The sequence below is a fragment of the Pseudomonas sp. CFBP13528 genome, from assembly GCF_005233615.1.
GTDB classification, from domain to species: Bacteria; Pseudomonadota; Gammaproteobacteria; order Pseudomonadales; family Pseudomonadaceae; genus Aquipseudomonas; species Aquipseudomonas fluorescens_AM.
Map to the genome: position 1 here is coordinate 169,690 of NZ_QGAJ01000007.1, position 26,615 is coordinate 196,304.

At 61.7% G+C, this 26,615-nt stretch carries 28 protein-coding genes; 11 read left to right on the plus strand and 17 right to left on the minus strand.

The genetic code is table 11. The features are described from left to right. The first annotated feature begins 270 nt into the window (after positions 1–270). Positions 271–2,907: a glucosidase gene (locus tag PspCFBP13528_RS15845; RefSeq protein ID WP_137200677.1), complete on the plus strand. Its 2,637-nt coding sequence runs from the start codon at positions 271–273 to the stop codon at positions 2,905–2,907. A 126-nt stretch (positions 2,908–3,033) separates the two neighbouring features. Then, on the plus strand, positions 3,034–3,663 hold the full coding sequence (locus PspCFBP13528_RS15850) for a hypothetical protein (protein ID WP_137200607.1): 630 nt from the start codon (positions 3,034–3,036) through the stop codon (positions 3,661–3,663). Positions 3,664–3,728: 65 nt separating this feature from the next. Here the strand turns inward: PspCFBP13528_RS15850 and PspCFBP13528_RS15855 are convergent, their stop codons facing one another. Next, on the minus strand, positions 3,729–4,043 hold the full coding sequence (locus PspCFBP13528_RS15855; protein WP_101221427.1) for an SCP2 sterol-binding domain-containing protein: 315 nt from the start codon (positions 4,041–4,043) through the stop codon (positions 3,729–3,731). Positions 4,044–4,099: 56 nt separating this feature from the next. Continuing rightward, entirely contained in the window at positions 4,100–4,810 is a 711-nt protein-coding gene (locus PspCFBP13528_RS15860; RefSeq protein ID WP_137200609.1) for a histidine phosphatase family protein, read from the minus strand. A 192-nt stretch (positions 4,811–5,002) separates the two neighbouring features. On the opposite strand from PspCFBP13528_RS15860, the gene sohB reads away from it, so the two are divergent. Beyond that, positions 5,003–6,028, plus strand: coding sequence for a protease SohB (sohB, locus tag PspCFBP13528_RS15865; protein WP_101221428.1), 1,026 nt, complete (start codon positions 5,003–5,005; stop codon positions 6,026–6,028). 127 nt (positions 6,029–6,155) lie between these two features. Beyond that, positions 6,156–7,655 (plus strand): sensor domain-containing diguanylate cyclase, encoded by a 1,500-nt coding sequence (locus tag PspCFBP13528_RS15870; RefSeq protein WP_137200611.1) that lies wholly within the window; start codon positions 6,156–6,158, stop codon positions 7,653–7,655. Between the two features lie 48 nt (positions 7,656–7,703). Here PspCFBP13528_RS15870 and PspCFBP13528_RS15875 read toward each other — a convergent pair whose 3' ends face one another. Together PspCFBP13528_RS15875 and PspCFBP13528_RS15880 are read right to left on the minus strand one after the other, a co-directional pair. Beyond that, positions 7,704–7,922 (minus strand): hypothetical protein, encoded by a 219-nt coding sequence (locus tag PspCFBP13528_RS15875; RefSeq protein ID WP_065952795.1) that lies wholly within the window; start codon positions 7,920–7,922, stop codon positions 7,704–7,706. Further along, on the minus strand, positions 7,922–8,221 hold the full coding sequence (locus tag PspCFBP13528_RS15880) for a hypothetical protein (protein WP_137200613.1): 300 nt from the start codon (positions 8,219–8,221) through the stop codon (positions 7,922–7,924). Before PspCFBP13528_RS15880 ends, PspCFBP13528_RS15875 begins: the two co-directional genes overlap by 1 nt. Before the next feature lie 308 nt (positions 8,222–8,529). Between PspCFBP13528_RS15880 and PspCFBP13528_RS15885 the strand changes: the two genes are divergently transcribed. Next, positions 8,530–9,387, plus strand: a complete 858-nt coding sequence (locus PspCFBP13528_RS15885) for an SDR family oxidoreductase (RefSeq protein ID WP_065952793.1) — start codon at positions 8,530–8,532, stop codon at positions 9,385–9,387. A 119-nt stretch (positions 9,388–9,506) separates the two neighbouring features. On the opposite strand, the gene PspCFBP13528_RS15890 is transcribed toward PspCFBP13528_RS15885, so the two are convergent. The 4 genes from PspCFBP13528_RS15890 to PspCFBP13528_RS15905 all read right to left on the minus strand — a co-directional run bounded on the left by PspCFBP13528_RS15890 (position 9,507) and on the right by PspCFBP13528_RS15905 (position 11,235). Then, positions 9,507–9,758 carry a hypothetical protein gene (locus PspCFBP13528_RS15890; RefSeq protein WP_137200615.1) on the minus strand — a complete coding sequence of 84 codons (252 nt, stop codon included), beginning with the start codon at positions 9,756–9,758 and terminating at the stop codon, positions 9,507–9,509. Beyond that, positions 9,755–10,012: a DUF6555 family protein gene (locus PspCFBP13528_RS15895; RefSeq protein WP_065952791.1), complete on the minus strand. Its 258-nt coding sequence runs from the start codon at positions 10,010–10,012 to the stop codon at positions 9,755–9,757. Before PspCFBP13528_RS15895 ends, PspCFBP13528_RS15890 begins: the two co-directional genes overlap by 4 nt. Positions 10,013–10,102: 90 nt before the next feature. Continuing rightward, positions 10,103–10,384 carry a hypothetical protein gene (locus tag PspCFBP13528_RS15900; protein WP_065952790.1) on the minus strand — a complete coding sequence of 94 codons (282 nt, stop codon included), beginning with the start codon at positions 10,382–10,384 and terminating at the stop codon, positions 10,103–10,105. Between the two features lie 98 nt (positions 10,385–10,482). Further along, on the minus strand, positions 10,483–11,235 hold the full coding sequence (locus tag PspCFBP13528_RS15905; protein ID WP_065952789.1) for an OBAP family protein: 753 nt from the start codon (positions 11,233–11,235) through the stop codon (positions 10,483–10,485). Between the two features lie 153 nt (positions 11,236–11,388). Here PspCFBP13528_RS15905 and PspCFBP13528_RS27530 point away from each other — a divergent pair, with 153 nt between their 5' ends. Next, positions 11,389–11,553, plus strand: a complete 165-nt coding sequence (locus PspCFBP13528_RS27530; RefSeq protein ID WP_161594764.1) for a hypothetical protein — start codon at positions 11,389–11,391, stop codon at positions 11,551–11,553. Here PspCFBP13528_RS27530 and PspCFBP13528_RS15910 read toward each other — a convergent pair. Beyond that, positions 11,550–11,852 carry a hypothetical protein gene (locus tag PspCFBP13528_RS15910; RefSeq protein ID WP_137200617.1) on the minus strand — a complete coding sequence of 101 codons (303 nt, stop codon included), beginning with the start codon at positions 11,850–11,852 and terminating at the stop codon, positions 11,550–11,552. The two genes, PspCFBP13528_RS27530 and PspCFBP13528_RS15910, sit on opposite strands and share 4 nt — an antisense overlap. Positions 11,853–11,883: 31 nt before the next feature. Continuing rightward, entirely contained in the window at positions 11,884–12,138 is a 255-nt protein-coding gene (locus PspCFBP13528_RS15915; protein ID WP_065952786.1) for a hypothetical protein, read from the minus strand. A gap of 182 nt (positions 12,139–12,320) precedes the next feature. Between PspCFBP13528_RS15915 and PspCFBP13528_RS27600 the strand changes: the two genes are divergently transcribed. Next, entirely contained in the window at positions 12,321–12,470 is a 150-nt protein-coding gene (locus PspCFBP13528_RS27600) for a hypothetical protein (RefSeq protein WP_178084434.1), read from the plus strand. 637 nt (positions 12,471–13,107) lie between these two features. Here PspCFBP13528_RS27600 and PspCFBP13528_RS15925 read toward each other — a convergent pair. The 4 genes from PspCFBP13528_RS15925 to PspCFBP13528_RS15940 all read right to left on the minus strand — a co-directional run bounded on the left by PspCFBP13528_RS15925 (position 13,108) and on the right by PspCFBP13528_RS15940 (position 18,220). Continuing rightward, positions 13,108–14,448, minus strand: coding sequence for a cytochrome c (locus PspCFBP13528_RS15925; RefSeq protein WP_065952785.1), 1,341 nt, complete (start codon positions 14,446–14,448; stop codon positions 13,108–13,110). A 16-nt stretch (positions 14,449–14,464) separates the two neighbouring features. Continuing rightward, complete coding sequence (locus PspCFBP13528_RS15930) at positions 14,465–16,696, minus strand: molybdopterin cofactor-binding domain-containing protein (protein WP_137200619.1); 2,232 nt, start codon at positions 16,694–16,696, stop codon at positions 14,465–14,467. Next, entirely contained in the window at positions 16,696–17,154 is a 459-nt protein-coding gene (locus PspCFBP13528_RS15935; protein ID WP_065952783.1) for a (2Fe-2S)-binding protein, read from the minus strand. The genes PspCFBP13528_RS15930 and PspCFBP13528_RS15935 overlap by 1 nt, the downstream gene beginning before the upstream one ends. A 160-nt stretch (positions 17,155–17,314) precedes the next feature. After that, a complete protein-coding gene (locus PspCFBP13528_RS15940; RefSeq protein WP_065952782.1) occupies positions 17,315–18,220 on the minus strand; it encodes a LysR family transcriptional regulator in 906 nt (301 codons plus the stop codon). A gap of 106 nt (positions 18,221–18,326) precedes the next feature. Between PspCFBP13528_RS15940 and PspCFBP13528_RS15945 the strand changes: the two genes are divergently transcribed. Continuing rightward, positions 18,327–19,688 carry an MFS transporter gene (locus PspCFBP13528_RS15945; RefSeq protein ID WP_137200621.1) on the plus strand — a complete coding sequence of 454 codons (1,362 nt, stop codon included), beginning with the start codon at positions 18,327–18,329 and terminating at the stop codon, positions 19,686–19,688. Next, a complete protein-coding gene (locus tag PspCFBP13528_RS15950; protein ID WP_137200623.1) occupies positions 19,685–20,959 on the plus strand; it encodes a glucarate dehydratase family protein in 1,275 nt (424 codons plus the stop codon). Before PspCFBP13528_RS15945 ends, PspCFBP13528_RS15950 begins: the two co-directional genes overlap by 4 nt. 60 nt (positions 20,960–21,019) lie before the next feature. On the opposite strand, the gene PspCFBP13528_RS15955 is transcribed toward PspCFBP13528_RS15950, so the two are convergent. Further along, positions 21,020–21,958, minus strand: coding sequence for a LysR family transcriptional regulator (locus tag PspCFBP13528_RS15955; protein ID WP_137200624.1), 939 nt, complete (start codon positions 21,956–21,958; stop codon positions 21,020–21,022). Positions 21,959–22,066: 108 nt separating this feature from the next. Here PspCFBP13528_RS15955 and PspCFBP13528_RS15960 point away from each other — a divergent pair, with 108 nt between their 5' ends. Together PspCFBP13528_RS15960 and PspCFBP13528_RS15965 are read left to right on the plus strand one after the other, a co-directional pair. After that, entirely contained in the window at positions 22,067–23,566 is a 1,500-nt protein-coding gene (locus PspCFBP13528_RS15960) for a CoA-acylating methylmalonate-semialdehyde dehydrogenase (protein WP_101220935.1), read from the plus strand. Between the two features lie 241 nt (positions 23,567–23,807). Beyond that, on the plus strand, positions 23,808–24,584 hold the full coding sequence (locus tag PspCFBP13528_RS15965; RefSeq protein WP_137200626.1) for an ABC transporter substrate-binding protein: 777 nt from the start codon (positions 23,808–23,810) through the stop codon (positions 24,582–24,584). A gap of 123 nt (positions 24,585–24,707) precedes the next feature. Here PspCFBP13528_RS15965 and PspCFBP13528_RS15970 read toward each other — a convergent pair whose 3' ends face one another. Together PspCFBP13528_RS15970 and PspCFBP13528_RS15975 are read right to left on the minus strand one after the other, a co-directional pair. Continuing rightward, on the minus strand, positions 24,708–25,334 hold the full coding sequence (locus PspCFBP13528_RS15970) for a PAS domain-containing protein (protein ID WP_065952776.1): 627 nt from the start codon (positions 25,332–25,334) through the stop codon (positions 24,708–24,710). After that, positions 25,334–26,500 (minus strand): FAD-binding oxidoreductase, encoded by a 1,167-nt coding sequence (locus PspCFBP13528_RS15975; protein ID WP_241669098.1) that lies wholly within the window; start codon positions 26,498–26,500, stop codon positions 25,334–25,336. The genes PspCFBP13528_RS15970 and PspCFBP13528_RS15975 overlap by 1 nt, the downstream gene beginning before the upstream one ends. Between the last annotated feature and the right edge of the window lie 115 nt (positions 26,501–26,615).

Consider the following 26,615-nt stretch of genomic DNA (forward strand, 5'->3'; position numbering starts at 1 on the left):
TTCCTGATGGCTGGGATGACAAAAGTGGCCTTGTCCGGATTTTGTTGAGCGGCGCGCCGGCTTGCAAACGAAGAATCCTCTGGACTTCATTCTGCAAATGAATGAGATGACGTGAATATGACCACATCTGGCAAACACACCGGCACCGCCGACCAGGACCAGACCCGCCTGACCTTCAACTACATGTACGCCCTCTTCCAAGTCTTCATGTGCATCCGGACGTTATTGGGTTCTACACTGCTGCTCATCCGGCAGGCGATGGAGCACTCAATGACGGCCACACCCACACACTCGATACTCGACACCCTCGAAGGCCAGCGGCTGGCGACGGAGGATGCCGAATGCTGGCGCGAGTGGGGGCCTTACTTGAGTGAACGCCAATGGGGCACTGTGCGCGAGGACTACAGCGCCGATGGCGACGCCTGGGCCTATTTCCCCCATGAACATGCACGCAGCCGCGCCTACCGTTGGGGCGAGGATGGCCTGGCCGGTTTCAGCGACAAGGCGCAACGCTGGTGCCTGGGCCTGGCGCTGTGGAACGAGCGCGACGCGATCCTCAAGGAACGCCTGTTCGGCCTCGACAACGCCGAGGGCAACCACGGTGAGGACGTCAAGGAGCTGTACTTTTTCGTCGATGGCGTGCCGAGCCATGCCTACATGCGCATGCTCTACAAATATCCCCATGCGGCGTTTCCCTACGCCGACCTGCTCGCCGAAAATGCCCGTCGCGGGCTTGAGGATGCCGAGTACGAAGTGCTCGACACCGGCGTATTCGAAGACAACCGCTACTGTGATGTAACGGTCGAATACGCCAAGCATCAGCCTGACGATATTTTCATGCGCGTCACCGTGCACAACCGCGCGGACCAGTCGACGCGTGTGCAGGTGTTGCCCCAACTGTGGGCGCGCAATGACTGGAGCTGGACCTTTGACGCGCCCAAGCCGCAGGTGTGCCTGGACGGTGAACGGGTGCTGGCCCGGCATCATGAGCTGACTGACCGTCACCTCAGCGCCTGGGGCCAGGACGGCCTGGAGTGGCTGTTCTGCGAAAACGAAAGCAACGTCCCCAAGCTCGATGGGCAACCGGCCCCGGGGCCGTTCAAGGATGGCATCAACGACTATGTGGTGGGCGGCGCAGACTCTGCAATTCGCCGCGACACGGGTACCAAGGTTGCCGCGCGTTTCAGCCTCGAACTGGCGGGCCAGGAGAGCAAAACCCTGTACCTGCGGTTTGCGCCGGTGGACGCGCCCGAGGTCAATGCACGCAAGCTGTTCGAGCTGCGCCGCCAAGAGGCGGACGACTTCTACGCCGCCTTGCAGCAAGGCATTGCCGATGCTGACGCGCGCAATGTGCAGCGCCAGGCCCTGGCCGGGTTGCTGTGGTCCAAGCAGCTCTACTACTTTGATGTAAACCAGTGGCTCGACGGCGACCCGGCCCAACCCGCGCCGCCGCCCGAGCGCCTGCATATCCGCAATACCCATTGGCGGCACTTGTCCAATTTCGACATTTTGTCCATGCCCGACACCTGGGAATACCCGTGGTACGCGTCCTGGGACCAGGGCTTCCAGGCCGTGGCAATGGCGCTGATTGATCCGGGGTATGCCAAGCAACAGTTATTGTTGCTGGTTAAAGATCGCTTTATGCACCCCAATGGCCAGCTGCCGGCGTATGAATGGCGTTTCGACGACGCCAACCCGCCGGTACACGCCTGGGCCAGTTGGCGCGTGTATCAGCAGGACAAGGCGCTGACCGGCGTGGGCGACATGGACTTTCTCGAGCGGATTTTCCACAAGCTGCTGCTGAATTTTTCCTGGTGGGTCAACCGCAAGGACGCCGAGGGCCGCAACCTGTTCCAGGGCGGCTTCCTGGGCCTGGACAACATCGCCTTGTTCGACCGCTCGGCCACCTTGCCGCCCGGCTACCAGCTGGATCAGGCCGACGGCACCGCGTGGGTCGCGGCGTATGCCCTGGACCTGATGCGCATTGGCCTGGAACTGGCCAAGCGCAATGGGGTGTACGTGGATATCGCGGTGAAGTTCTTTGAGCACTTCCTGTACATCGCCGGCGCGATCAACCGCGTGGACGACAGCGCCGAAGGCTTGTGGGATGAGCAGGACCAGTTCTTCTACGATGTGCTGCACCGCCCGGACGGCCAGAACGAGCCGGTGCGCCTGCGCTCCATCGTCGGCCTGATGCCTTTGTTTGCCGTGTTGGTGCTGGAGCAGCGCGAGCACGAAGGGCTGCAAGGCCTGCGTGAGCGACTGCTGGGTTTTATGAAACACCGGCCGGACCTGGCCAAGCTGGTGTCGCGCTGGAACGAACCGGGGCAGGGCAACCGCCTGTTGCTCGCCTTGCTGCGTGGCGAGCGCACCAAGGACCTGCTGCGGCGCATGCTCGATGACCATGAGTTTCTGTCGACGTTTGGCGTGCGCTCGTTATCCAAGGCCTTTGCCGAACAGCCGCTGGCGCTGAAGATGAACGGCGACACCCTGTGCGCGCGCTACCAGCCCGGCGAGTCCGACTCACGCTTGTACGGCGGCAACTCCAATTGGCGCGGGCCGTTGTGGATGCCGGTGAACTACATGCTGATCGAATCGCTGCGCGAGTTTCACCGCTACTACGCGGATAATTTCTCGGTGGAGTACCCTACGGGCAGCGGTTATCTGGCGTCCCTTGAGGAAGTGGCAAACAGCCTCAGCCAGCGCCTCACGCGCTTGTTTCTACGCGATGAAAATGGCCTGCGCCCTTCGATGGCGGGGTATGCGCAATTGGAAGCGGACCCGGCCAGTCGCGATCTGGTGTTGTTCCATGAATATTTCCACGGCGAAACCGGGCGTGGCCTTGGGGCGTCGCATCAGACGGGGTGGAGTGCGTTGGTGGCGTTGTTGCTGCAGCCGAAAAGCTAAGCCGCGCCACTGGCTCGCTTTTCTGTGGGAGCTTCATTGCTTGCGACAGTGCAGGCAAAGAATCCCGCCACCAAAAGGCTTGAATCAGGTAGATTCGCCGGCCTTACCCTTACAAGGATGTAGATCATGGCAAACCGCGCCATCGTTTCAAACCCTGCCAACCTGCTGGGCGCATTGCTGGTCAGCGCCGCTGCGTTGCTCGCCTGCCTGCCGGTTGGCAGCGCCGGTGCGCAGGAACTGAGGGCAATGTGCCTGGCATGCGATGTCGGCTTTGCGACCGATGCGACTAAATGGGTCAAGAACGGCATGTACCGTCTTGACGCAGTGACGCTGACGGATGACGAAAAGGAGATGGGTGCAGAAGCCGACGAGAAACGCAAAATGACCCGGATCAAACCTTTGGTTCTGGGCATTGATGAAAATGATGCGTTGGTTCAGGCAAGCGTAGACGCAATCGATGCCATGGGTAATTCCGGACGCGATAGCAGTGTCTTGGAGCAGCAGTGGCCCGACCTGACTCGTCGTGCGCGGTACGCGTACAGTCTTTTTATGGCTGAAGATCAACCTGTGGACTTTTATAAAGTCTATGTGCGGGTAGGTCGCAATCAATACATGGTGACGGTTGGCCGGGACGTGGAGAGCGGCGAATTCAAGATGAGACCGGGCCATTGGCGGTTCCTCAATGAATACGGCAACCCGGGTTCGCCAGAAGAAGTGGCGCAGTTTAAAAAAGTCGAAGCCGCTGCTGGGCGTTGATAGCGAGGCTTGGGCCAGAAATGAAAAATCCCGCCGGAAGGCGGGATTTTTTGAGCGCGGCGTTATCAGGCCGGGAACAACTCGCTCAGCTTCATCGCCAGCATCATGTCGCCTTCGGTGCGCAGTTTGCCGCCCATGAAGGCCTGCATGCCGTCGGTAGAACCGTCGACGATGCCTTCCAGGGTTTCGCTGTCCATGACCAGGGTCACTTGGGCGTCCGGGTTTTCGCCTTCCTGCAGTTCGCAGGTCTTGTCCTTGACCACCAGCGAGAAGTTCTTGCTGTCGTCGATACGGAAACCGAAGACCAGGTCCAGGCCTTCGGCAGCGCTTGGGTTGAATTTGGCTTTCATTGCTTCTACAGCTTTGGCTACGTCAGTCATGGTTTCGATCCTTTAGGGTGGAGTCCAGTGACCTTGGGGTCACGGTTGGCCGCAGCTCATCGGAAAGTGATGAGCTGCGGCGCCTTCAACAGCTGCAAGTGGGCATGACTGTTGAAGGAAGCCAGTACCACCTCGCGGCCGCGGAATTTCAGCTGGTTGAGCGAGGTGTTAACAATTTGCCAGTTCAGTTCGAACGCCTGGGCGACCGGCATTCGGGTGATCAGGTGGAGCAGGGCGGTGATGGTGCCGCCGGAGGTAAACACTGCAATCTTTTGCGAGTTGTCGGCTGCTGCAAGGATGCGCTGCAAGCCGCCCTCGACACGCTCGACAAACCCCTGCCAGCTTTCCAGCCCCGGTGGGTCGTAAGTGCCGGCCAGCCAGCGCTCGATGATCAGGGCGAAGATGCGCTGGAATTCGCTGCGGTTCTGCGCGCCATTGCGCAGGATGTGCGCGGCGTCGGGTTCGGCGCCAAGCAGATCGGGAAGCAGGCCGCGAATGATCGCCTCGCCGTCGAATTCGTTGAATGCGCTGTCGACTTCCAGGGGCGGAGCCGGCAGGCCCAGGGCTCGGTATTGATCGAACGCGGCGGTGGCGGTGTGCTGCTGGCGGCGCAGATCACCCGACAGGCAACGATCGAACGTCAGCTCCAGCTCTGCCAGGTGGCGACCGAGTACCTGGGCCTGTTCCACGCCGACGGGCGACAGGACGTCATAGTCGTCTGCACCGAAGGAGGCCTGGCCATGTCGAATCAGATAGATGCTGCCCACGTCCGTTTTCCCGGTACGTTGAAAGTCTGGCGAGGTTATGAGGATGCCCGCGAGCTGTCAATGAAAAAACATACGCTTGTTTTAAAAGCCCGTTAGAGGTGCGTTGCTGGCGGTCTGGGCACTGGTCCGCAGGCAGTGGCGCCGGTATGCTGGGCCATCCGCGCCTGGCGCAGTGCATTCTTAAGGAGACATATGGATTTTTTGGCCGAATACGCGAGCTTTCTGGCGAAGACCGTCACCCTGGTGGTCGCTATTGTGGTGGTGCTGATCAGCTTCGCGGCCCTGCGCAGCAAAGGGCGTCGTAAAGCCGCCGGCCAATTGCAGGTCAGCAAGCTGAACGATTTCTACAAGGGCCTGCGCGAGCGCCTCGAATCGTCCTTGCTCGACAAGGACCAGCTCAAGGCCCTGCGCAAATCCGAAAGCAAAGCCGAAAAAAAGCAGGGCAAGCACAAGCCTGAGGCCAAGCCCCGGGTGTTCGTGCTGGATTTCGACGGTGATATCAAGGCATCGGCCACCGAAAGCCTGCGGCATGAAATCACCGCATTGCTGAGCCTGGCCACCCCAAAAGACGAAGTGGTACTGCGCCTGGAAAGCGGCGGCGGCATGGTGCACAGCTACGGCCTGGCATCGTCGCAACTGGCGCGTATTCGCCAGGCAGGCGTGCCGTTGACCGTGTGCATCGACAAGGTCGCGGCCAGCGGCGGCTACATGATGGCGTGCATCGGCGAGAAGATCATCAGCGCCCCGTTCGCCATCCTCGGTTCCATCGGCGTGGTGGCGCAGTTGCCCAACGTCAACCGTCTGCTGAAAAAGCACGATATCGACTTCGAAGTGCTGACTGCCGGCGAATACAAGCGCACCCTGACGGTGTTTGGCGAAAACACCGAGAAGGGCCGCGAAAAGTTCCAGGAAGACCTGGACATCACCCACCAGTTGTTCAAGAACTTCGTCTCGCGTTATCGCCCGCAATTGGCGATTGACGAGGTCGCCACCGGCGAAGTGTGGTTGGGTGTTGCCGCTCTCGACAAGCAATTGGTCGACGAACTGCAGACCAGCGACGAGTACCTGGCCACCAAAGCCCGCACCGCAGAGGTGTTCCACCTGCACTATGCCGAGCGTAAAAGCTTGCAGGAGCGTGTAGGGCTGGCCGCCAGTGGTTCGGTGGATCGTGTGTTGCTGACCTGGTGGAGCCGGCTGACCCAGCAGCGGTTCTGGTAAAAGCTGCTCTGTTGGTGCGGGTCCTTCAGACGGCTTGTATGCGTGCGCCCCGGAACCGGTGGCCGCTGTGAGTACCGACGTTCGAATGATGGCTGGAACACATACCAGGCTTCCTTAAGGTGCTGACGTGAAGCGTGATACCCGTCTTGTGATGCTTTTGCTGTTGGTCATCGGCTGTTCCCTGACTTCGTTGACGATCTGGAAAGTCCTCTCTTCCCGTGAGCGGGCGCTGGCGGAAGTGGACGTGCATGGCTTGAACCTGGCCCAGGCGCTCAACACCTACACCGAAGGCATCGTGCGGCAAAGCGCGCTGCTGTTGCTGGGGCTGGTCGAGCGCCTGGAAACCGAAGGCAGTGGCCCGGCGCAGATCCAGCGCATCAACGCGTTGATCCGTCGACAACAGCCGCTGATGCCGCAACTGAGCGGCATCACCATCTATGACCGGCAGGGCGGTTGGCTGATGTCCTCCAATCGCCTGATTCCGACGGGTGCCAACAGTAGCGCGCGTGCGTATTTCATCCATCATCGCGACGATCCGAGCCGTGAGCCGTTCATCGGCCCGCCGATCCAGAGCCATACCAACCAGGAATGGGTAGTGACCGTCAGCCGCCGCTTCGATGACGCGGCCGGCCACTTCGCCGGCGTGGTCGCCGTGACGCTGGGGGTGGAAAACTTTCTGCACGTGTTCGGTAAACTCGACATCGGTCAGGAAGGCGCGATCGGTTTGTCTTATACCGACGGCACCTTGCTGGTGCGCTACCCCTTTCGCGAGCAGGACATGGGCCGCAACTTTTCCAAGTCGCCCATCTACTCCCAATATCTGGTCGACCGCTCCGTCGGCACCGCTTCGTACACCTCCAGCCTGGATGGCGTAGAGCGGCTGTATGCCTTCCGCAAAAGCGAAAGCCTGCCGTTGATCACCACCGTTGCCCTGGGCAAGCACGAGTCGCTGGCAGCCTGGCGAACGGAAGCGGCGTTGTCGGCGGTGGTGGTGGCGGGACTGCTCGGCCTGACCGGTTTGATCGGCTGGTTTCTGATCCTCGATATTCGCCGGCGAACCCTGGTGGAAGACGCGCTGCGTATCGCCCAGCAACAGTTGCTCGAGTCCAACCGGCAGCTTGGACTGCTGGCGCTGAAGGACGCGCTGACCGGCCTGGCCAACCGCCGCTGCTTCGATGAGAGCCTGGCCCTGGAAGCGCGCCGGGCGCAACGCGATGGCACGACGTTGGCCTTGCTGATGATCGATATCGACTATTTCAAGCGCTACAACGATGCCCTGGGTCACGTCGCCGGCGATGCCTGCCTGCAGAGGGTCAGCACATTGCTGGAGACCTGTGTGCGCCGGCCTTCTGACCTGGTGGCACGTTACGGCGGAGAGGAATTAGCCATCATCATGCCCGCGACTGACAGCGATGGTGCGGTGGTGGTGGCGCAACTGATCATTGATCGGCTGCTGCGGGAAAACATCGCACATCCGGGCAGTCCGTTGGGACGGGTGAGCGTGAGTATCGGCGTTGCAGCGGCAGCGGGTGCTGAACTGGAGCCTGTGCTCAGCTTCATCGAGGCGGCCGACAAGGCGCTTTATGGCGCGAAGTCGGCGGGGCGCAATGGATTTGCGCTGAGTTGATGGTGGAGAGGGCTTGCCCCCTCCGACATTGACCTTGTTGGCTCAAGCTCAATCGGCACACGCCAGAGCGCACTGGCGACTGCCGAGCTTGCGCAAGCGCTCAACCGGTGTGTTCGCCATTGCTTCCTCATGCAGGGCGGTTTCCAACGCTTGCAGATGCCGCGAAAGGATCTTTATCGATCCGCTCGGGTTCGCAGGGTCGAACGGGATCTTGCCGTTGGCGACCAGCACCATCGCCAGCTCCCAGGCCCGTTGTGAATTATTCATCACGCCACCTCCTGTTCAAGCATCACTACCGGCGCATCGTCGATCGCCACGCTGGATGTGGGCGCCGGGAAATGTGTGTTGAGCACACCCAAATGCTCGATCGCCTCACGGAACAGCGCTTCGGCCTTGGCGCGCAGGCGCAGGTATTGATCGAACTTTGCGCTATCGAAATCGGCGCACTCCAACATGTCGAATGCCTCGCGGCTGATGGCGTTGGCTTCATTGAACAGCTTCTGGTTTTGCTCCATTGCCAGTTGGCGGCAGGCCATCCGCTTTGTGTAGAGATCAGCGTGTTGCATGCGTAAATCCTTCTTCAACAGGTTCCGATAAGGCTGTGACCGGCCTGGAAAGCGACGGTATCAATTTGCTTGCCTTTGAAATATTGATCAATTCAACGATTCAGTTCCGTCGCAACTATCGTTTTTTTAGATTCAGATGGCAGGGGCAGCGTCCAGCCCACGCGGCCTGACCACCACGCCGTCTTCGCTGGAGCACGGCAAGGGCTGAAAAAAGCCAAAGCAACGGTCATCTGATTTTCCTGAAATTGCTCTGAACTATCGTGCTCGGACAACCCTCGCAACACTATCCATACACAGGAGGGAATCCGATGACCCACTACCCAAAGCCACCCTTCAAGCCACAGCAGCAGCCCGTCCCCGGGGATCAGCGCAAGATGGACCCAATGCCCGATTGCGGTGAGCAAAGTTACAAAGGCTCGGGCCGAATGGCCAACAAGATTGCCTTGGTCACTGGCGCCGACAGCGGTATCGGGCGTGCGGTGGCGATTGCTTTTGCCCGCGAAGGTGCCGACGTTGCGGTGTCGTATCTGGATGAACACGAGGATGCGAAAGAGACCGCGCGCTGGGTCGAAGCGGCGGGGCGCCAGTGCCTGCTGTTACCCGGCGACCTGGGCGAGGCGGCGCAGTGCAGCGCCATCGTCAATGACACGGTCAAGCAGTTCGGACGTATCGACGTACTGGTCAACAACGCCGCGTTCCAGATGACCTACCAATCGCTGGAAGACATCCCCGACGAAGACTGGGTAAAAACCTTCAACATCAACATCACCGCGATGTTCCGGATCTGCAAGGCGGCGCTGCCGCACATGGCCAAGGGCAGTTCGATCATCAACACCACCTCGGTCAACTCCGACATGCCCAACCCGTCACTGCTGCCCTATGCGGCCACCAAGGGCGCGATTGCCAACTTCACTGCAGGCCTGGCGCAGATGCTGGGCGAGCGCGGGATTCGCGTGAACAGCGTGGCGCCGGGGCCGATCTGGACGCCGCTGATCGTGTCGACGATGACCGACGACATGGTGAAGGAGTTTGGCGGCAACACGCCGCTGGGTCGGCCTGGCCAGCCGGTCGAAGTGGCACCGATCTATGTGCTGCTGGCGTCGGACGAGGGCAGTTATATCTCTGGCGAGCGCTTTGGCGTGACGGGAGGCAAGCCGATCCTCTGAACGTGCGCCCCCGCTTGCTCAGGCGGGGGCGACCGAGGATGCCGAGTACGCTGCACATCTAATGTGGGAGGGGCTTGCCCCCTCCCACATTGGGTACTCAGTGCTTTCGGACCTCTGGTTTACTTCTTGCTGGCGCGGTGAATGCGCATCCACTCTCGATAGGCGGCGGTACGCTGCGCATCCGCAGACTTCTTGGTCTCGGTGAAGCGCGCCCAGATGGCCGCATCGCCGCTATAGGATTCGATGATTTCGTACGCCAGCGCATCCAGTCGATCCGCTTCGAAAAACATCTGACTGTAGTGCGCCACCTCGGCGTCCACCGCCTGCCGCTTTGTAAAGTCCGGCACCTGGCTGTTCACCTGACTGTTCATGGTGTAACCCCCTCCGCCCATTGGATAGCTGCAGCACCGCTCCAGCGCACGTCCGTAATGCCGTATTTTTCCGCCATTGGCTTGGAGACGCGCTTGAGGTTGTTTTGCCCGAACCTGGGGATGACCGCCACGCCGGCATCGCAACTGGCCCAGTGCCATGCTTCAGCGTTATTCATGCGCGCCGCGCGCACGATAAACGACCTGGGCTTGCCGTGAAGCTGATAATTGATGGTGAATAACTCGTTGTTTTTCATGAGGCCTCCCTATGCTCATGAACTACAGATATTTGGCGTCAAGAATAATTCAAAGAAGTTGTCAGACAATGCGATAACGTGCGCTCTGCCTCAATCGTCCACCGTGAAGGTGACCGAGCCTGGCCCGTCGGCGGGGCGTTCCAAGGCCACGATGACACCGCTGAGGGACGTGCCGTCGGGCAGGTTGACCGTGACGGAGTTGGGATGGCCGGGCCATTGCAGCGGGGCGGAAAAGTCCACGCGGACAATGGTTGGCTTGCCGCTGCGGGTCATTTTTATATCGACATTTTCATTCAGGCATTCATCATCTTCGGTGCCCAGATGGCGCGAAGCGGTGATGATGCTGACAGTGTCTTGATGGTCATAAGACATGGACGGATTCCTTGTGCAAAGGGCAGCAAATGCGCCCCGATTCTTGTTGGGCAAGCGCCGGCAAATGATCGTTCAATCCAAATGACCGGCTGCCGCCGTCAGTGTTGGTGAGCGGTCTGGGTGGGATCGACGATCTGGATGATGTTGCCCTGACGCCAGGCGTCCGCACCGGGCGCGATGGGCGGAGCGACAATGTCGGCGCGGTCGGTTTTTTTACTGGCACTGTCGACCCCCAGCCGCTGATCCCGCTCGGCGACCATCTTCGCGTCGGCCTGACCGTCGGCGGTAAACCCCATCATCAATTGCGGAACCCCCAGCGGCAGGCGCTTGTGCAGGTCGGTATGCCAGGTGTGCCAGGTCTTGCCGTAGGTATGCACCAGTTTTTCCATCAGCGCGTGTTCGGCCACCCCTGGAATACCGGGTGCGACCAATTGGCCCGATTTCACTTCATGCACATGGCTGTGCCACAGCGCCTTTTCCGCCGCAGGCAGCGTGTTGAACAACTGCTCGCTGATGATGTACTCCACCCCCATCAACTTGGCATCCTTGCGGTTGCCGTCGTAAATCACACACTGGATCACCTCCTCATTGAGGATGGCGCAGTAGTGATGGGCTTCCATTTGCACGTCGGGATGGCCGTTGTAGAAGTGAAAGCCGTCCAGATAGGCATTCAGCGCGTCGATGGGCGGGCGCGATTGCAATAGGGCGGCGCCGGCGTCGAGGCTGCGCGTGGTGGCTGACTTGGCTTCGCCGGGCGCGACGACGTTCGAGGCCGAATCATTGCCGGCGCAGGCGGTCAGCGACGCAATCGAAATCGCCAGGCACACAGAATGCAGGCGGGTAATAGTCATTGGGCAATCCCTCCATGGGCAGTTGTAGAGCACATCTAGAAAGCCTGCCGAAGTGGGTGTTCAACCGGATTGATGCGCTGCATGCCCGACGCAAGATTGGCGGAACAACCGCTCGACGTCCCGGGTCATTTTTATAAATGTTCAATCGCGCGAATGGACACCGCTATCGAGTGTGGCTATGTCGCCTACTCGCCGCAGGCCAAACAGCGCCTGCTGGGCGTGGGGTCGCGCGAGCAGGTGCAACTTGCTGCAGCGGTGCATGGGTTGAAGTGGCTGGCGCCTTTTCACCAACGCGCATTGGCGGGGGAGCGCGGTTAGCGATCAGTTGCCCCCGGCCGTTGCGGCTGACGTGCAACGTTCAACACCAGTTCATCGGTGTCGGATGCGTGGGCTTGCAGAAGGACGCCATGATAGGTGTGGCCTTCTCCCTTGATCGTAATCGTATGGGCCTTTTCCAACGTCTGCGGCCACGGCGACAGAATACGCAGCGTTACGCACTCGCCGTTCTCCGTAATCCAGGCCTGGCACTCACAGGAAAGCGGCTTTACGCCAAACAGCGTGTCTTGAAGGTAATCGATTGTGCAGTGTTGCGCTGGTGTAGCAGAGGTATGCGGCATGGGAAGCCTCGCTCTGTTCTTGTCGCAGCAGTTAGCCCACGGATGAAAGACGGGATGTTTTTCGGGACACCACCATGTCTTCGAGGATTTCGCGTACCAGCCGGTTGATGCCTGACTCGCCGTGGTAGCGGGCGCGGTTGATATTGGCGATGGTGAACTGATTGGCGTCGGGCGCGAGCACCGTGACGGACAGGCTGCTGTCCGGATTGATCGTGCAAGTGACAATGCAATTGGGCAGCCGCTCTGAAAGAGCCTGCTCGATTTGCGTTCTGGTCAACGTGTCCATGGGATCACCGGAGCAGGCCTTAGCGGATCAAGGTTAGCTCAAATATCCTGTGCGTAACAGCTAGCAAGTTAATGGCACACCATTCGTCAGTCTCACCGCCATGGCAGGGAACGTTCATGCCTGCGCGCGGGCCTCACGCAGCAAGGGATGACCACTATTGCGCTTACTCACCAGGTGACTTCATGAAAAAGTTTTATATGGGCTTGAGCCTTTGCAGCGTGTTCCTGCTGCACGGCTGCTTCGACAATTCCGATAACACCACCAAGGACAACGCCAGCGGCAGCAAGTCTTCGGTGCAAATGCAGGAAGGCAAGGCCGACGACAGCAAGTAGGCCGCGCTTCGCCAGTTTGCACACGGTGGAAAGGTGGGTATCTACACAACGCTAACCACGATGCGCAGCGAGTCGCTCTTGATCTTGATCTTGATCTGGCTTTTGATCTTGATCTTAGGCGCCCCGTTAAACCACTCTGGCCGAACGCAGGCTTGAATCCGTGGGTAACCCGGCAGGACGCCGGGTTAGCCGCACTGGGCCATGGATGGCCCATTGCGGCGGCCCACGGATTCAAGCCGGAGAGAGGGCACACCGAGCCTAGGCGAGGTGCCGAGTGGTGGGGCAAGAGCCTTTTTGGTTACTTTTGGGGCTCTTTTCCAAAAGTGACCCGCTGTAAAAGCGGAACCGCCAGCCGCCGTTACCGCAGAAACGGATATGTACTCGGTCTGATCCAGCATCCTGGTCGGCTGGGAGGCCGCCATCGGGGGCAAGCCCCCTCCCACATTGAACCGAGGCGTGTCAGTTGGGTAGCTGTCGGCTGGGAGGCCGCCATCGGGGGCAAGCCCCCTCCCACATTGAACCGAGGCGTGTCAGTTGGGTAGCTGTCGGCTGGGAGACCGCCATCGGGGGCAAGTCCCCTCCCACATTTGATCGGTGTATATCAGATACACCACGCCCCGGTTCCTGAAGCCTGGCCTCAACGCATATGCAAAATGATCGGGCTGCTGCTCGCAGGGTCGGTATGCCCGCGCAACTTGCCCACCGCCTGTGCGTCGACCGCATCACCGTGGTTGCCCCACGTGCTGCGCACATACGTCAGCACCTGAGCGATCTCCTGATCGGACAATTGCTCACGGAACGCCGGCATGCGGTAGGCGTCCGGCAGCCCGGCGGCGACCACCCGTTGCGAGCCGTTGAGGGTGATGTTGACGGCCGAGGCGCTTTCCCTGGCCAACGCCGAGGTAGCGCCGGCCAGCGGCGGCATCCACTCCGGTTGGCCCTTGCCGTCCAGGCCATGGCAGGAGGCGCAGCGGGTCGCGTAGGTGTGGGCGCCGGGAATGTCCTGGCGCGTATCGGCCACCTGATACTGCCAGGGCGCGCCATCACGCTGCGGGTCGCCGGGCAGGGACTTGAGGTAGCGGGCGATGGCGGCCAGGTCGTCATCGGCCATGAACTGCGTGGAGTTGTTGAACGCTTCGGTCATCGATCCGTAAACCACCGCATGCTGGTTGCGCCCGGTCTTGAGGAACTGCACGATCTGCGCCTCGCTCCAGCGCCCCAACCCGGTATTGGGGTCCTGGCGCAGGCTTGGCGCGTACCAGCCGTCGAGCAGGGCACCGGCAAGGAAGGGCGCGCCGGATTGGTCCAGGGCCTTCTCGTTGAACGCCAGGCCGCGCGGCGTGTGACAACTGCCGCAGTGGCCAGGGCCTTGGACGATATAGGCGCCACGGTTCCACAGCGCGTCCTGGCCGGGGTTGACCGCATAGGGCGCAGTCGGTGCAAAGACGCCATTCCACAGGGCGATGGGCCAGCGCATATTCAGCGGCCAGGGAATATCACTGGGGATATTCGCCTGGTTGGCCGGTTGCACGCCTTTCATGAAAAACGCATACAGCGCTTTTACGTCGTCGTCGCTGAGCTTCACGTAGGACGGGTAGGGCATGGCCGGGTACAGGCGTCGCCCGCCCGGCGCCACGCCGTGGCGTACGGCGCGGTCGAAGTCGGCGAGGCTGTAGCGGCCGATGCCATGATCGCGGTCGGGGGTGATGTTGGTGGCATGGATGGCCCCCAGCGGCGTGGCCATCTCCAGGCCTCCGGCAAACGGCGCTTTGCCCGCCAGGCTGTGGCAGGCCACGCAGTCGCTCAGGCGGGCGACATACTCGCCGCGACTGACCAGTGCCGGGTCGAAACGTGTGGCGTGTTCCTGTTCAAACGGCGAGGCGGGCTCGCGGGTGACGTACCAGGCCAGCAGGCCTGCGACGACCAGGCAGGGCAGCGCCAGCCAGCCTGCGGTTCTTGCGAATCGGCGGTTGTTCATGGACGTTCCCTGTGGGTTAACTGAAGGTGTAGCGGCTCAACGGCAAGCTGCGGATGCGCTGGCCCGTCAACCGGGCTACCGCATTGGCGACCGCCGGTGCCACGGCCGGTAACGGCGGTTCGCCGATGCCCCCCATTTTTTCGCCGCTCTCGACGATCTTCACGTGCACCCGCGCCATTCGCGACGGCGGCAGGATCGGATAAAGGTCGTAGTTGCGCGCACGTGGCATGCCGTTCACGTACACCGCTTCCTCCAGCAAGGTTTGCGACAGGCCCAGGGCCACGGCGCCGTTGACCTGGGCTTCAATGATCGCCGGGTTGACGATGCTGCCGGGGTCGATGGCCTGCCAGATGTCATGCACCTTGACCTGGCCGTTCTCGATCGACACTTCAGCGACCACGGCTGCGTGGGAGCCAAAGGGCGATGCCATGGCCACGCCACGGGCACGGCGGCTGCCGTCTTCGGCGGTGAACGGCCCGCGCTTCCAGCCGCCGGACAGCTCGCCCACCGCGCGCAGCAGCGTGGTCAGCCGCGCATTGTCGCGCAGCAGGTGCAGGCGCAGTTCGTACGGGTCATGGCCGCCTTTGTCCGCCAGTTCGTCGAGGAACGCTTCGTAGAAGAAGTCGTTCAACGAATTGCCCACCGAACGCCAGTAGCCGAGCATGGCCGGACCCTTGACGTAGATCTGCGCGATGCGCTTGTTGGGGATCGCATAGCTCTTGCCCGACAGGCCTTCGAGGGCCGTGGGGTCGAGCTTGTCGCCCTGTTTGCCGGCAATCGCTTCGGTGGGGCCTTCGGTGGCGCTGACCGCTTCGATGGCCAGCGGCAGGCCTTGGTCATCCAGCGCGGCGCGGAACTTGACCACCGCGACCGGGCGCAGCACATCGCGCACGAACTCTTCTTCACGGCTCCAGATCAGCTTGATCGGACGGCCAACGGCCTTGGTCAAGGCGATAGCCTGCGGATACGGATTGGCCGAGTCGTAGAGGAAATGCCGACCGAAAAAACCGCCCAGCAGCGGCGAGTGCAGGGTGATTTGTTCCAGGGACAAGCCGGTGCGCTTGGCGATGTCGGCGCGGAACATATCCGGGGCCTGGTTGGGCAGCCACACTTCCAGCGTGCCGTCGGGGTTATAGCGCGCCAGCGCCGAGGGCGGCTCCAGTTGGGCGTGATTGAGGTATTGGTTGTGATAGGTGGCGTCGACGCGGGTCTTGGCGCTTGCCAGTGTGGCGGCTACGTCACCTTGGTTTTCGTCGTCACGGGCCGGGCCCTGTTGGGCGGCGAGAAAGTCGCGGTACGTGTCGCTGGAAAAGTCCGCCGGCATGGCGCGTACGCTGGAGTCGGCGGCGGCTTCGAGCCAGTCTACCTGGATCGCTTCAACGGCCCGCTTGGCGTGCCACCAGCGTTCGGCAACCACTGCCACGGCGCCGGGCAAGGTGTGCACCGAATGCACGCCCTTCATGGCCTCGACCTGGGCCTGGTTGCGCAGGCTGCCCACGGTCATGCCCAGGCGCGGCGCGTGCTGGACGGCGGCATGGAGCATGCCGTCGACCTTCAGGTCGATGCTGTATTGCGCCTTGCCGGTGGATTTGTCATAGGCATCCAGGCGTTTGACCGGCTTGCCGATCCAGCGGAACTGGCTCGGATCGCGCAGGGTGATGCCGGCAGGGTCCGGCACCGGCATGTCCAGGGCGCGCCCGGCCAACTCGCCGTAACCCAGCGAGCGGCCCGACGCGGCGTGCACTACGCGGCCGGGCTGGGTGGTCAGTTGGGCGACCGGCACACCGAGCTGCTCGGCGGCGGCCTGCAGCAACATGGCACGGGCGAGGGCGCCGAGGCGGCGCATGGTCGGGTAGCTCATGCGCACCGACATGCTGCCGCCGGTGATGCGCATGCCATTTTCCATCACCACATAAGCCTCGCCGGGTGGGGCGGCTTCAACGGTGAACGTCGCCGGGTCGGCATCCAACTCCTCGCCGATAATCTGCGCCATGGCGGTGTGCGTGCCTTGGCCGCCTTCCATGAAGGGGCTGAGCAGGCGCACGCTGCCGTCCGGGCGGATTTCGAGGAATGCCGGCACCTGGGTGCCGCGTTCGGCGCCAGCGCCAGTGGCGGCCTGCACCCGGGAAGTGCCCAGGGGCAGGCCGAAGCCGATCACCAGCGCACCGACGGCGGTGCTCGCCAGGAAGCGTCGACGCGACAGGTTGATCGGCGCGTCCAGGGTTACGTCAGGCAGGACAGTGTTCATCAAGCGGTCTCCTTCCCGGCGGCCAAGTCATCCATGGCGGCATGGATGGCGTTGTAGGTGCCGCAGCGGCACAGGTTGACCATGGCCGCGTCGATCTGCGCCTTCGAGGGCGCCGGGGTGTGCTTGAGCAGCGCGGTGGCCGCCATCACTTGCCCGGACTGGCAATAACCACATTGCGCCACCTGGCGATCGACCCAGGCCGCGACCACGCGCTTGCCCACTTCATCGGCCTCGATGGCTTCGATGGTGGTGATTTCGCGACCGACCAGCGCCGCCACCGGCGTGACGCACGAGCGCACCACATTGCCGTCCACCAGTACCGAGCACGCGCCGCACTGGGCCAGGCCGCAGCCGTACTTGGTGCCGGTCAGGCCCAGGTCGTCGCGGATCACCCACAGCAACGGCGTGTCGGCGTCGGCATCGACCTGATAGGCCTGTTGGTTAATACGTAATTCCATGGCGGCTCACCTGCTGATCATCGGTTGGTGGTGCAAGAGTTCTTATAGGTGTGGTGCGACCGCAGGTCGCCCATCGTCGAACTCTAGACCACGGCGTAAACGCTATCTATGCAATAACCTGCAAGTTCAGAGGATCAGGCAAGTATTCAACAGTATTGGGTCAATCAGCCGGCAAATTCCCTCCCACGGCATGGCGAATACCTTCGAGCAGCATCGTGAACGCCGGGTTGTCGTTGTGCTCGCGCCAGATCAGGTGCAGTTCGCTCTGTGCGCCTTCGCCCAGGTCGATATCGCGGAACACCACGTTCTTGAACACCACACTGCTGGCGCAGCGCGGCACCAGGGCCAGGCCCATGCCGGCGTTGACCAGCGCGAGGATGGTCAGCGACGAGCCCAGCCACTGCACATACTGCGGCGCCACGCGAGCCGAGCGCAGCAGGCCGGTGAGCAATTCATTGAACGGCGGGTAGGCGGAATGGGCATACATCAGGAACGGTTGCGCATCCAGATCGTGCACGCTGACCGTCTCTGCCTGGGCCAGCCGATGACTGCTCGGCACCGCCAGCACAAACGGCTCGCGCACCAGGCATTCGGTGGCGTAGCCGGGCTCCAGCAGCGGCGCGCGGACAATGCCCAGGTCGATGCGCCGGGCGCGCAAGGCTTCGTATTGCTGATAGGTGTTCATCTCGGACAGGTCGATCTTGACGTGGGGCTGCTTGAGCCGCGCCTCGGCGATCACCTTGGGCAAAAACTCGTACACCGCACTGCCGACGAAGCTAATGTTGACCGTACCGATATCGCCCTCGGCAAAGCGCCGCGCGGTGACCGCCGCTTGCTGGGCGCGCTCCAGCAGGTACTGCGCCTCGATGAAAAAGGCCCGGCCGGCGGCAGTCAGCGCGACGCTGCGGGTGGTGCGGGTAAACAGTTCCACGCCCAGATGATGCTCGAGCAACTGAATCTGCCGGCTCAGCGGCGGCTGGGTCATGTTCAGGCGTTCGGCGGCTCGACGAAAGTTCAGCTCGGTGGCCACGGTGGTGAAGCAGCGCAGTTGCGTCAGTTCAAACATTGATCTAATTCCGGTATCAATCCAATGCCAGGTTAGATTAGACGGGAACAATTGCCGGCGTCCATCATCGGGCCTTCCCAAAAAAAACAATCAGTGGGAGTTGCCCGTGGATACCCTTCAGAATGCGCCTGACCCACGCGTGCTTGCCAGCGCCGCCGCCAAGGTCAAGCGCCATGTACTGCCGTTGTTCGTGGTGATGTTCATCGTCAACTACATCGACCGGGTCAATATCGGCTTCGTGCGCAGCCATCTGGAAACCGACCTGGGCATTGGCGCGGCGGCCTATGGCCTGGGCGCCGGGCTGTTCTTCATCGGCTATGCGATCTTCGAAGTACCGTCCAACCTGCTGCTGCAACGCTACGGCGCGCGGGCCTGGTTGACGCGCATCATGTTCACCTGGGGCGCGGCCGCGATGGGCATGGCGTTCGTGCAGGGGCAAACCAGCTTCTACGTGTTGCGCTTTATTCTCGGCGCGGCCGAAGCCGGGTTCTTTCCCGGCATCATCTATTACTTCACCCAGTGGCTGCCGGCCAGCGAGCGCGGCAAGGCCATGGCGATTTTCCTCAGTGGGTCGGCGATTGCCTCGGTGATCTCCGGGCCGGTGTCGGGCGCGTTGCTCACTGTCAGCGGGTTGAGCCTGCATGGCTGGCAATGGATGTTTCTGATCGAAGGCTTCGCCTCTATCGTGCTGTGCGGCTTCGTGTGGTTCTGGTTGCAGTCCCATCCGCACCAGGCCACGTGGCTCAGCGCTGCGCAAAAACAGGCGCTGGTCAGTGCCATTGCGCTCGAGCAACAGGCGCGCGAGGCGGGCCGGGGCGTGCGGCCGTCGATGTTCAAACTGCTCGCCGATACGCAGATCGCACTGTTCTGCTTTATCTACTTTTCCATCGCCCTGACCATTTACGGCGCCACGTTCTGGCTGCCGAGCATGATCAAGAAAATGGGTGACCTGGGTGACTTCCAGGTGGGCTTGTTCAATTCCATTCCCTGGTTGATTTCCATCGTCGCCATGTACGGCTTCGCCGCGCTGGCCAGCAAGTGGAAGCACCAGCAGGCGTGGGTGTCACTGATGCTGGTGATCGCCGCGTTCGGCATGTTCATGTCCACCACCGGCGGGCCGGTGTTCGCGTTCGTCGCTATCTGTTTCGCCGCCATCGGCTTCAAGGCCGCTTCGGCGCTGTTCTGGCCGATTCCCCAGGGGTACCTGGATGCGCGGGTCGCGGCGGCGGTGATTGCCTTGATCAATTCGGTCGGCAACCTGGGCGGTTTCGTGGCGCCCACCACCTTCGGTTTGCTGGAGCAGACCACGGGGTCTATCGAAGGCGGCCTCTACGGGCTGGCGGCCACTTCACTGGTGGCGGCGGTGCTGGTGTTTTTTGCCCGCACCGCGCCGCGCAGCGGTACGCCGCCCACTTCATCCACGGCACATCACACAGTGCGTCCAGGTCCACAGGGAGCCGTCTCTTGAAAATTGTCCGCGTCACCGTCACCCCGATAGCCTTTCGCGACCCGCCGCTGCTTAACGCCAGTGGCATCCACGAACCTTTCGCACTGCGCTCGATCATCGAGATTGAAAGCGACACCGGTTACATCGGCCTCGGCGAAAGCTATGGCGATGCGCCGGCGCTGGCGATCCAGCAACAGGTCCAGCCACAGCTGATCGGGCTGGACCCGTTCAACCTCAACGGCCTGCGCGCTGTCGTCCAGGCCACAGTGGCGGCGTATAAACCGCAGAGCATTGCCGGTGCGGAGCTGGCGCCGGGCTCCCATGCCAGCAAAGCCGTCAGCAATGCCTATTCGGCGTTCGAAGTGGCGTTTCTCGACCTGCAGGCGCACGCGTTGAATGTGCCGCTGGTGGACCTGCTCGGCGGTGCGATTCGCGACCGGATCCCGTTCAGCGCCTACCTGTTTTTCAAATACGCCGAACATATCGATTCGCCCTACCAGCCCGACAGTTGGGGCGAGGCCCTGACTGAAGCGCAGATCGTCGCCCAGGCACGGCGCATGCTCGAGACCTATGGCTTCAAAAGCATCAAACTCAAGGCCGGTGCGCTGGCGCCGGAGCACGAGGTGCGCTGCATCAAGGCGCTGAAAAAGGCGTTTCCGGGTGTGCCGCTGCGCATCGACCCGAACGGCAACTGGTCGTTGCACACCTCGATTCGCATGGCCGAACTGCTGGGCGACGACCTGCAATATTACGAAGATCCGACGCCGGGCCTGGACGGCATGGCCGAGCTGCACGCACGCACCGGCTTGCCCCTGGCGACCAATATGGTGGTGACCGACTTTGACGAATTTCGCCGCAGTGTCGCGTTGAACAGCGTGCAGATCGTGCTCGCCGACCACCATTACTGGGGCGGCCTGCGTGACACCCAAGTGCTGGCGAAAATGTGCCACACCTTTGGCCTGGGCGTGTCGATGCACTCCAACTCACACCTGGGCATCAGCCTGATGGCCATGGCCCATGTAGCGGCCGCGGTGCCCAACCTCGACTATGCCTGCGACACGCACTACCCCTGGCAGGAGCCGGACGAGGAGGTGATCAAGGGCGGCAAGCTGCCCATCGTCGACGGCTGCGTGAGCGTCACCCGTGCGCCGGGGCTGGGCCTGGAACTTGACCACGATCAGTTGGGCAAGCTGCATGACCAATACCTCAGTTGCGGTATCCGTCAGCGTGATGACGTGAAACAGATGCAGCGCTATCAACCGGACTGGAAAACGCTCAAGCCGCGTTTCTGAAGCAGGTCGCTTGCTTTGCCCGGTGACGCCTGCGCGTGTGTCGCCGGGCTTTTTTTTGCCTCAGCCGACGAATCGAAACCCGCCGGCCAACTGCGCCTTTAAAAAGCCCACCAGCGCACTCACCGACTTCGGCACATGGGGCGAGTACGGCCGGATCAGGTAGATTTCATCGGCAAACGCGCCTTTGAGCGTCCAACCCTTCAAGACCTGCACCAGCTTGCCCTCGGCCAGCGCCGCATGGGCACTGAAGTCCGGCAGCAGGGCGATGCCCAGGTGGTTGAGTGCTGCGTCTCTCAAGGCTTCGCTGTTGTTGGTGGCGAAGCTGCCGGCGATGGGGATGGTCAGGCGTTCGATGTGTTCGCTGCCGCGTTCGAAGGTCCAGGCCGGCTGGTCGGTGCCGCGCGGGTAGAACAGACAGTTGTGCGCCGACAGCTCGCTAGGCGCGCCGGGTTCGCCATGGCGCTGCAGATACTCGCGGGTGGCCACCAGCACCGAGGCGGTGTCGCAGAGCTTCCAGGCCACATGGGTCTCGGGGATCTGGAAGCCATGGCGCACGGCCAGGTCGTAGCCTTCGGCGGCCAGTGAACTCAAGGCGTCGGACACGTCCAGCTGAACGCGCACCTGCGGGTATTGCTGCAGGAATTGCGGCAGGTGCGGCACCAGCTGTTGCCGGGCGAACGCTACAGGGGCGGTGAGCCGAACCAGGCCGCGAACTTCCCCGGCCTGGTCGCGCACCGAAGAAAAGCTGCGGGCGATGTGTTCATAGGCGCTGCGCACCTCGCGGGTCAATGACAAGCCGGCGTCGGTCAGTCGAACGCTGCGCGTGGTGCGCGTGACCAGCCGGGTGCCGGTGGCCTTTTCCAGGTCGGAAATACGCTGGCTCACCGCCGACTTGCTCACGCCAAGGCGCGCGGCGGCGGCGGTGTAGGTGCCTTGTTCTTCCAGCACCGACAGCCAGTGGATATGGGTCCACAGCCCTTCGATCTCAGCTTTTTCCATGGGAGGATTGTTCGCCAAATTGCACAATAAGTTCTGGATTCTGCTCTGGTTAGGAACAAAGCGAAAGCCTAAGGTGGGTGCCAACGCCAACTACCTGGAGCGCCTGCCATGTCCACTACCATTGAGCACTACATCAACGACCAGCGCGTGAGCCGCGATGATCGCTATCAGGACGTCTACAACCCGGCCACCGGCGAAGTCACCGCGCGCGTGGCCCTGGCCAGCCGCCAGACCGTGGCCGAAGCCGTCGCCGCCGCCCAGGCTGCCTTCGCCGGCTGGGCCGACACCCCGCCGATTCGCCGCGCCCGTGTGCTGTTCCAATACCTGCACCTGCTGCGTGAACGCAAGGACGACCTGGCGCGCATCATCGTCGCCGAACACGGCAAGGTCTTTACCGATGCCCAGGGCGAAGTCGACCGTGGCATCGACATTCTCGAATTTGCCTGCGGCATTCCCAACCTGCTCAAGGGCGAACATTCCGACCAAGTTTCCCGTGGCATGGACAACTGGACGATGCGCCAGCCGCTGGGGGTGGTGGCCGGCGTGACCCCGTTCAACTTCCCGGTGATGGTACCGATGTGGATGTACCCGATTGCCATTGCGGCGGGCAATACCTTCATCCTCAAGCCCAGCCCCACCGACCCGAGCGCCTCGTTGTTCATGGCCGAACTGCTGCGTGAAGCGGGCTTGCCCAAAGGCGTGTTCAACGTGGTGCAGGGCGACAAGGAATCGGTGGACGCACTGATCGAACACCCGGACGTCAAGGCCGTGAGCTTCGTTGGTTCCACGCCGATTGCCCAGTACATCTACGAGAGCGGCGCGCGCAACGGCAAGCGCGTGCAAGGCCTGGGCGGCGCGAAAAACCATATGGTGGTGATGCCCGACGCGGATATCGAGCGCACCGTCGATGCCCTGATGGGCGCCGCCTACGGCAGTGCCGGCGAGCGCTGCATGGCGATCTCGGTGGCAGTGCTGGTGGGGGATGTGGGCGACAAAGTCATTGCGGCCTTGACCGAACGCGCCAAAACACTGCGCATCACCGATGGCCGCGATTTGAAAGCCGAGATGGGGCCGATTGTGTCGAAGGTGGCGCTGGAGCGTATCAGTGGCTATATCGAACAGGGCGTACAAGCCGGCGCGCAATTGCTGCTCGATGGCCGTGACTACGTGCCCACCGAGCCCGGCCTGGAAAATGGCTTCTGGCTCGGTGCCACGCTGTTCGACCACGTGACCCGGGACATGAGCATCTACCGCGAAGAGATCTTCGGCCCGGTACTGGCCTGTGTGCGCGTCAACGATTTCGCCGAAGCCGTGAAGCTGGTCAACGACCACGAGTTCGGCAACGGCGTCAGTTGCTTCACCCGCGACGGCCACATCGCCCGCGAATTTGCGCGGCGCATCGAAGTAGGCATGGTCGGCATCAACGTGCCGATCCCGGTGCCGATGGCCTGGCATGGTTTTGGTGGCTGGAAGAAGAGCCTGTTCGGCGATATGCATGCGTATGGCACTGAGGGTGTGCGCTTTTACACCAAACAGAAGTCGATCATGCAGCGCTGGTCGGAGAGCATTGAGCAGGGTGCGGAGTTTGCGATGCCGGTGTCCAGGTAAAGTCTTACAGACCCCGCAAGTCCAAGTGTGGGAGGGGGCTTGCCCCCGATAGCAGAGTGTCAGGCACTGTATACGTGGCTGATACAGCGCAATCGGGGGCAAGCCCCCTCCCACTTTTTTTGCGTGTTGGCGCTGAATTGACGCGCGAAACATAAAAGTCCAGTATGGAATTATAAGTACAAAATCGTCACGTTCCGTTTTTCTTCACTCTTGCAAACCAACAACCCGCGAGAACCCGATCATGAAGAAACGCCACCTCATCCCCGCCCTGGCCCTGAGCCTGCTTGCCTCCAGCCACCTGCTGGCCGCCGAGAGAACCCTGCGTATCGGCATCGACGCCGCTTACCCGCCGTTCGCGTCCAAGACTCAGGACGGCACGATCGTCGGTTTCGACTACGACATCGGCAACGCCCTCTGTGCGCAAATGAAGGTCAAGTGCGTGTGGGTTGAAGGTGAATTCGACGGTCTGATTCCGTCCCTCAAGGTCAAGAAAATCGACATGGCCCTGTCGTCCATGACCATCACCGAAGACCGCAAGAAGTCGGTGGATTTCACCCACAAGTATTACTTCACCTCCTCACGGCTGGTCATGAAGGACGGCGCGGTGGTGGATGACCAATACGCCAGCCTCAAGGGCAAGAACGTCGGCGTACAGCGCGCCACCACCACCGACCGGTATGCCTCCGAGGTGTTCGAGCGTAGGGGCATCAACGTCAAGCGCTACAGCAATAACGAAGAAATCTACATGGACCTGGCAGCGGGGCGCCTGGATGCGATCTTTGCCGATACCCTTCCCCTGAGCGACTTCCTGTCGATGCCACGCGGCCAGGGCTACGCCTTTGTCGGCCCGGAACTCCAGGATCCGAAATACGTGGGCGAGGGCTCGGGGATTGCCGTGCGCAAGGGCAATACGGCGTTGGTCAGCGCGTTGAATGCTGCCATCGACGGCATACGCGCCAGTGGTGAGTACCAGAAGATTTCCCAGCAGTACTTCAAGGCCGATATCTACGGCGACTGATCCCAACTGTTCGAACCCTTGTAGGCGCGAGCGTGCTCGCGAAGGACTCACAGGCGCCGCGTTAACCAGAACCCATGCGTTATCGGCGAGGTTCTTCGCAAGCACGCTCGCTCCTACAGGTGGTTAAGCCTTTAACTCTTTCAAATGCTTGTAGACCGTGGCCCGCCCCATGCCCAGCACATTGGCCACGTAGTTGGAGGCGCTCTTGCCCTTGAACGCACCTTCGGCATGCAGCGCGAGCACCAGTTCGCGCTTGTGGTCGCGGGTCAGCAGGTTGAGGCTCAACTGGCGTTCGCGCAGCCAGGCGTGAAGGAACGTGTTGATGCGTTCCTGCCAATCATCGCGAAACAGCGCGTCCGGCTGGGCGATCAGCTTGCTCGGTGACAGGAACATATCGAGCGCCGCCTTGGCGGTCTCAAACATTGAGATATTCAGGTTGATACACAGCATGGCCAGCCGACGACCTTTATGATCGTGCAGCACTGTGCTCAGGCTACGAATTTTCTGACCGTCCCAGTTGAGCTTTTCGTAAGGGCCGATATTCACTTCGCTGACGTCACCGGCCAGCATGTCATCCAGCGACGAGTCATCCCCCAAGCTGCGTTTAGATAGATTGTTGGCGATATAGTCGACGGTTTGCGTACGCAAATCATGCAGCACCACTTCCGCATGCGGGAAGAACAGGGTGGCGATCGCATCGGCGATCCCGCGAAAGTTCTGCATGACAGTGTCTTGTTCGGCGATGGTCATCAATGGGGCTCCAGGCGGACGGGGGAGAGCATACCAGCGTCCAGCCCGAACCGCGTGAGTGCCTCGGGCAGTGTCGCGCCTCGCACCAGTGCGGCGCTCGCCTGGCCCATGGCCGGTGACGTCTGGATACCATAACCACCCTGTGCCGCCACCCAGAACAACCCCGGCACCCGCAGATCAAAACCGGACAGCAAATCACCGTCGTGCACAAAACTGCGCAGCCCGGCCCAGGTGCGTATCGGGCGGCGGATGGTCAGGGTGGTCGCCTCTTCAATCTGGTAGATGCCCATGGCGATATCCAGCTCTTCGGGCTGTACGTCCTGGGGCTGCACCGGGTCGGCGTTGGCTGGCGAGCCGAGGAACACGCCGGCATCCGGCTTCATGTAGAAGGCTTCGTCGAGAGCTACCAGCATTGGCCAGTCATGGCTGTTCACACCGTCGGGACCTGCGAAGATAAATGCCGATCGGCGCTTGGGCTGCAGGCCGATGGACGCCGCACCCGCCAGGCCGCCGATATGGTCGGCCCAGGCGCCAGCGGCGTTGATGATGATCGGGGCGGTGAAGTTCGCATCCTGGGTATGCACATGCCAGAGGCCGTCGGACTCGCGGCTCAAGCTCAGCACATGGCTGTCGGTGCGCACTTCGCCATTGTTGCGGCGTATGCCGCGCAGGTAGCCCTGGTGCAGGGCATCGGTGTCGATGTCACACGCCGTGGGGTCATAGATGGCACCGTGGACCTTTTCCCGGCGCAGGATCGGCAAGCGTTTGCAGGCCTCGTCGGCGCTCAAGCGCTCCACCTCTGCCACGGTGGCTTTGGCGTTCCGGTATTGGCTATCGAGCTCGGCCGGATCGCCGGTGAAATCGACGGTCATTTCGCCCCGGGGTGTGAGCAGTGGGTGTTCGCAGAAACCTGCTGGCGGCTGGTCGAAAAACGCCCGGCTGGCCAGGGTCAGCGCGCGTACTTGAGCAGTGCCATACGCTGCGCTGTAGAGCGCCGCCGAGCGCCCGGTGGAGTGATAGGCCGGGTGGTTTTCGCGCTCCAGCACCAGCACTTTGCCGTGCTGCGACAACCAGAACCCGGTGGACGCCCCCGCGATGCCACCGCCGATGATGATGAAGTCTGCGGTGCGGGCCGGGGTCTGGTCGATCATGACGGTATTGGACATGGAAACCTCGAACTGAACGTGTTTGTCTATTATGGACATTTAATTCCGGTTCGCAATAATCCAAGAAAAAATGCGGCCAATGTGGGAGGGGGCTTGCCCCCGATAGCGGTGGGTC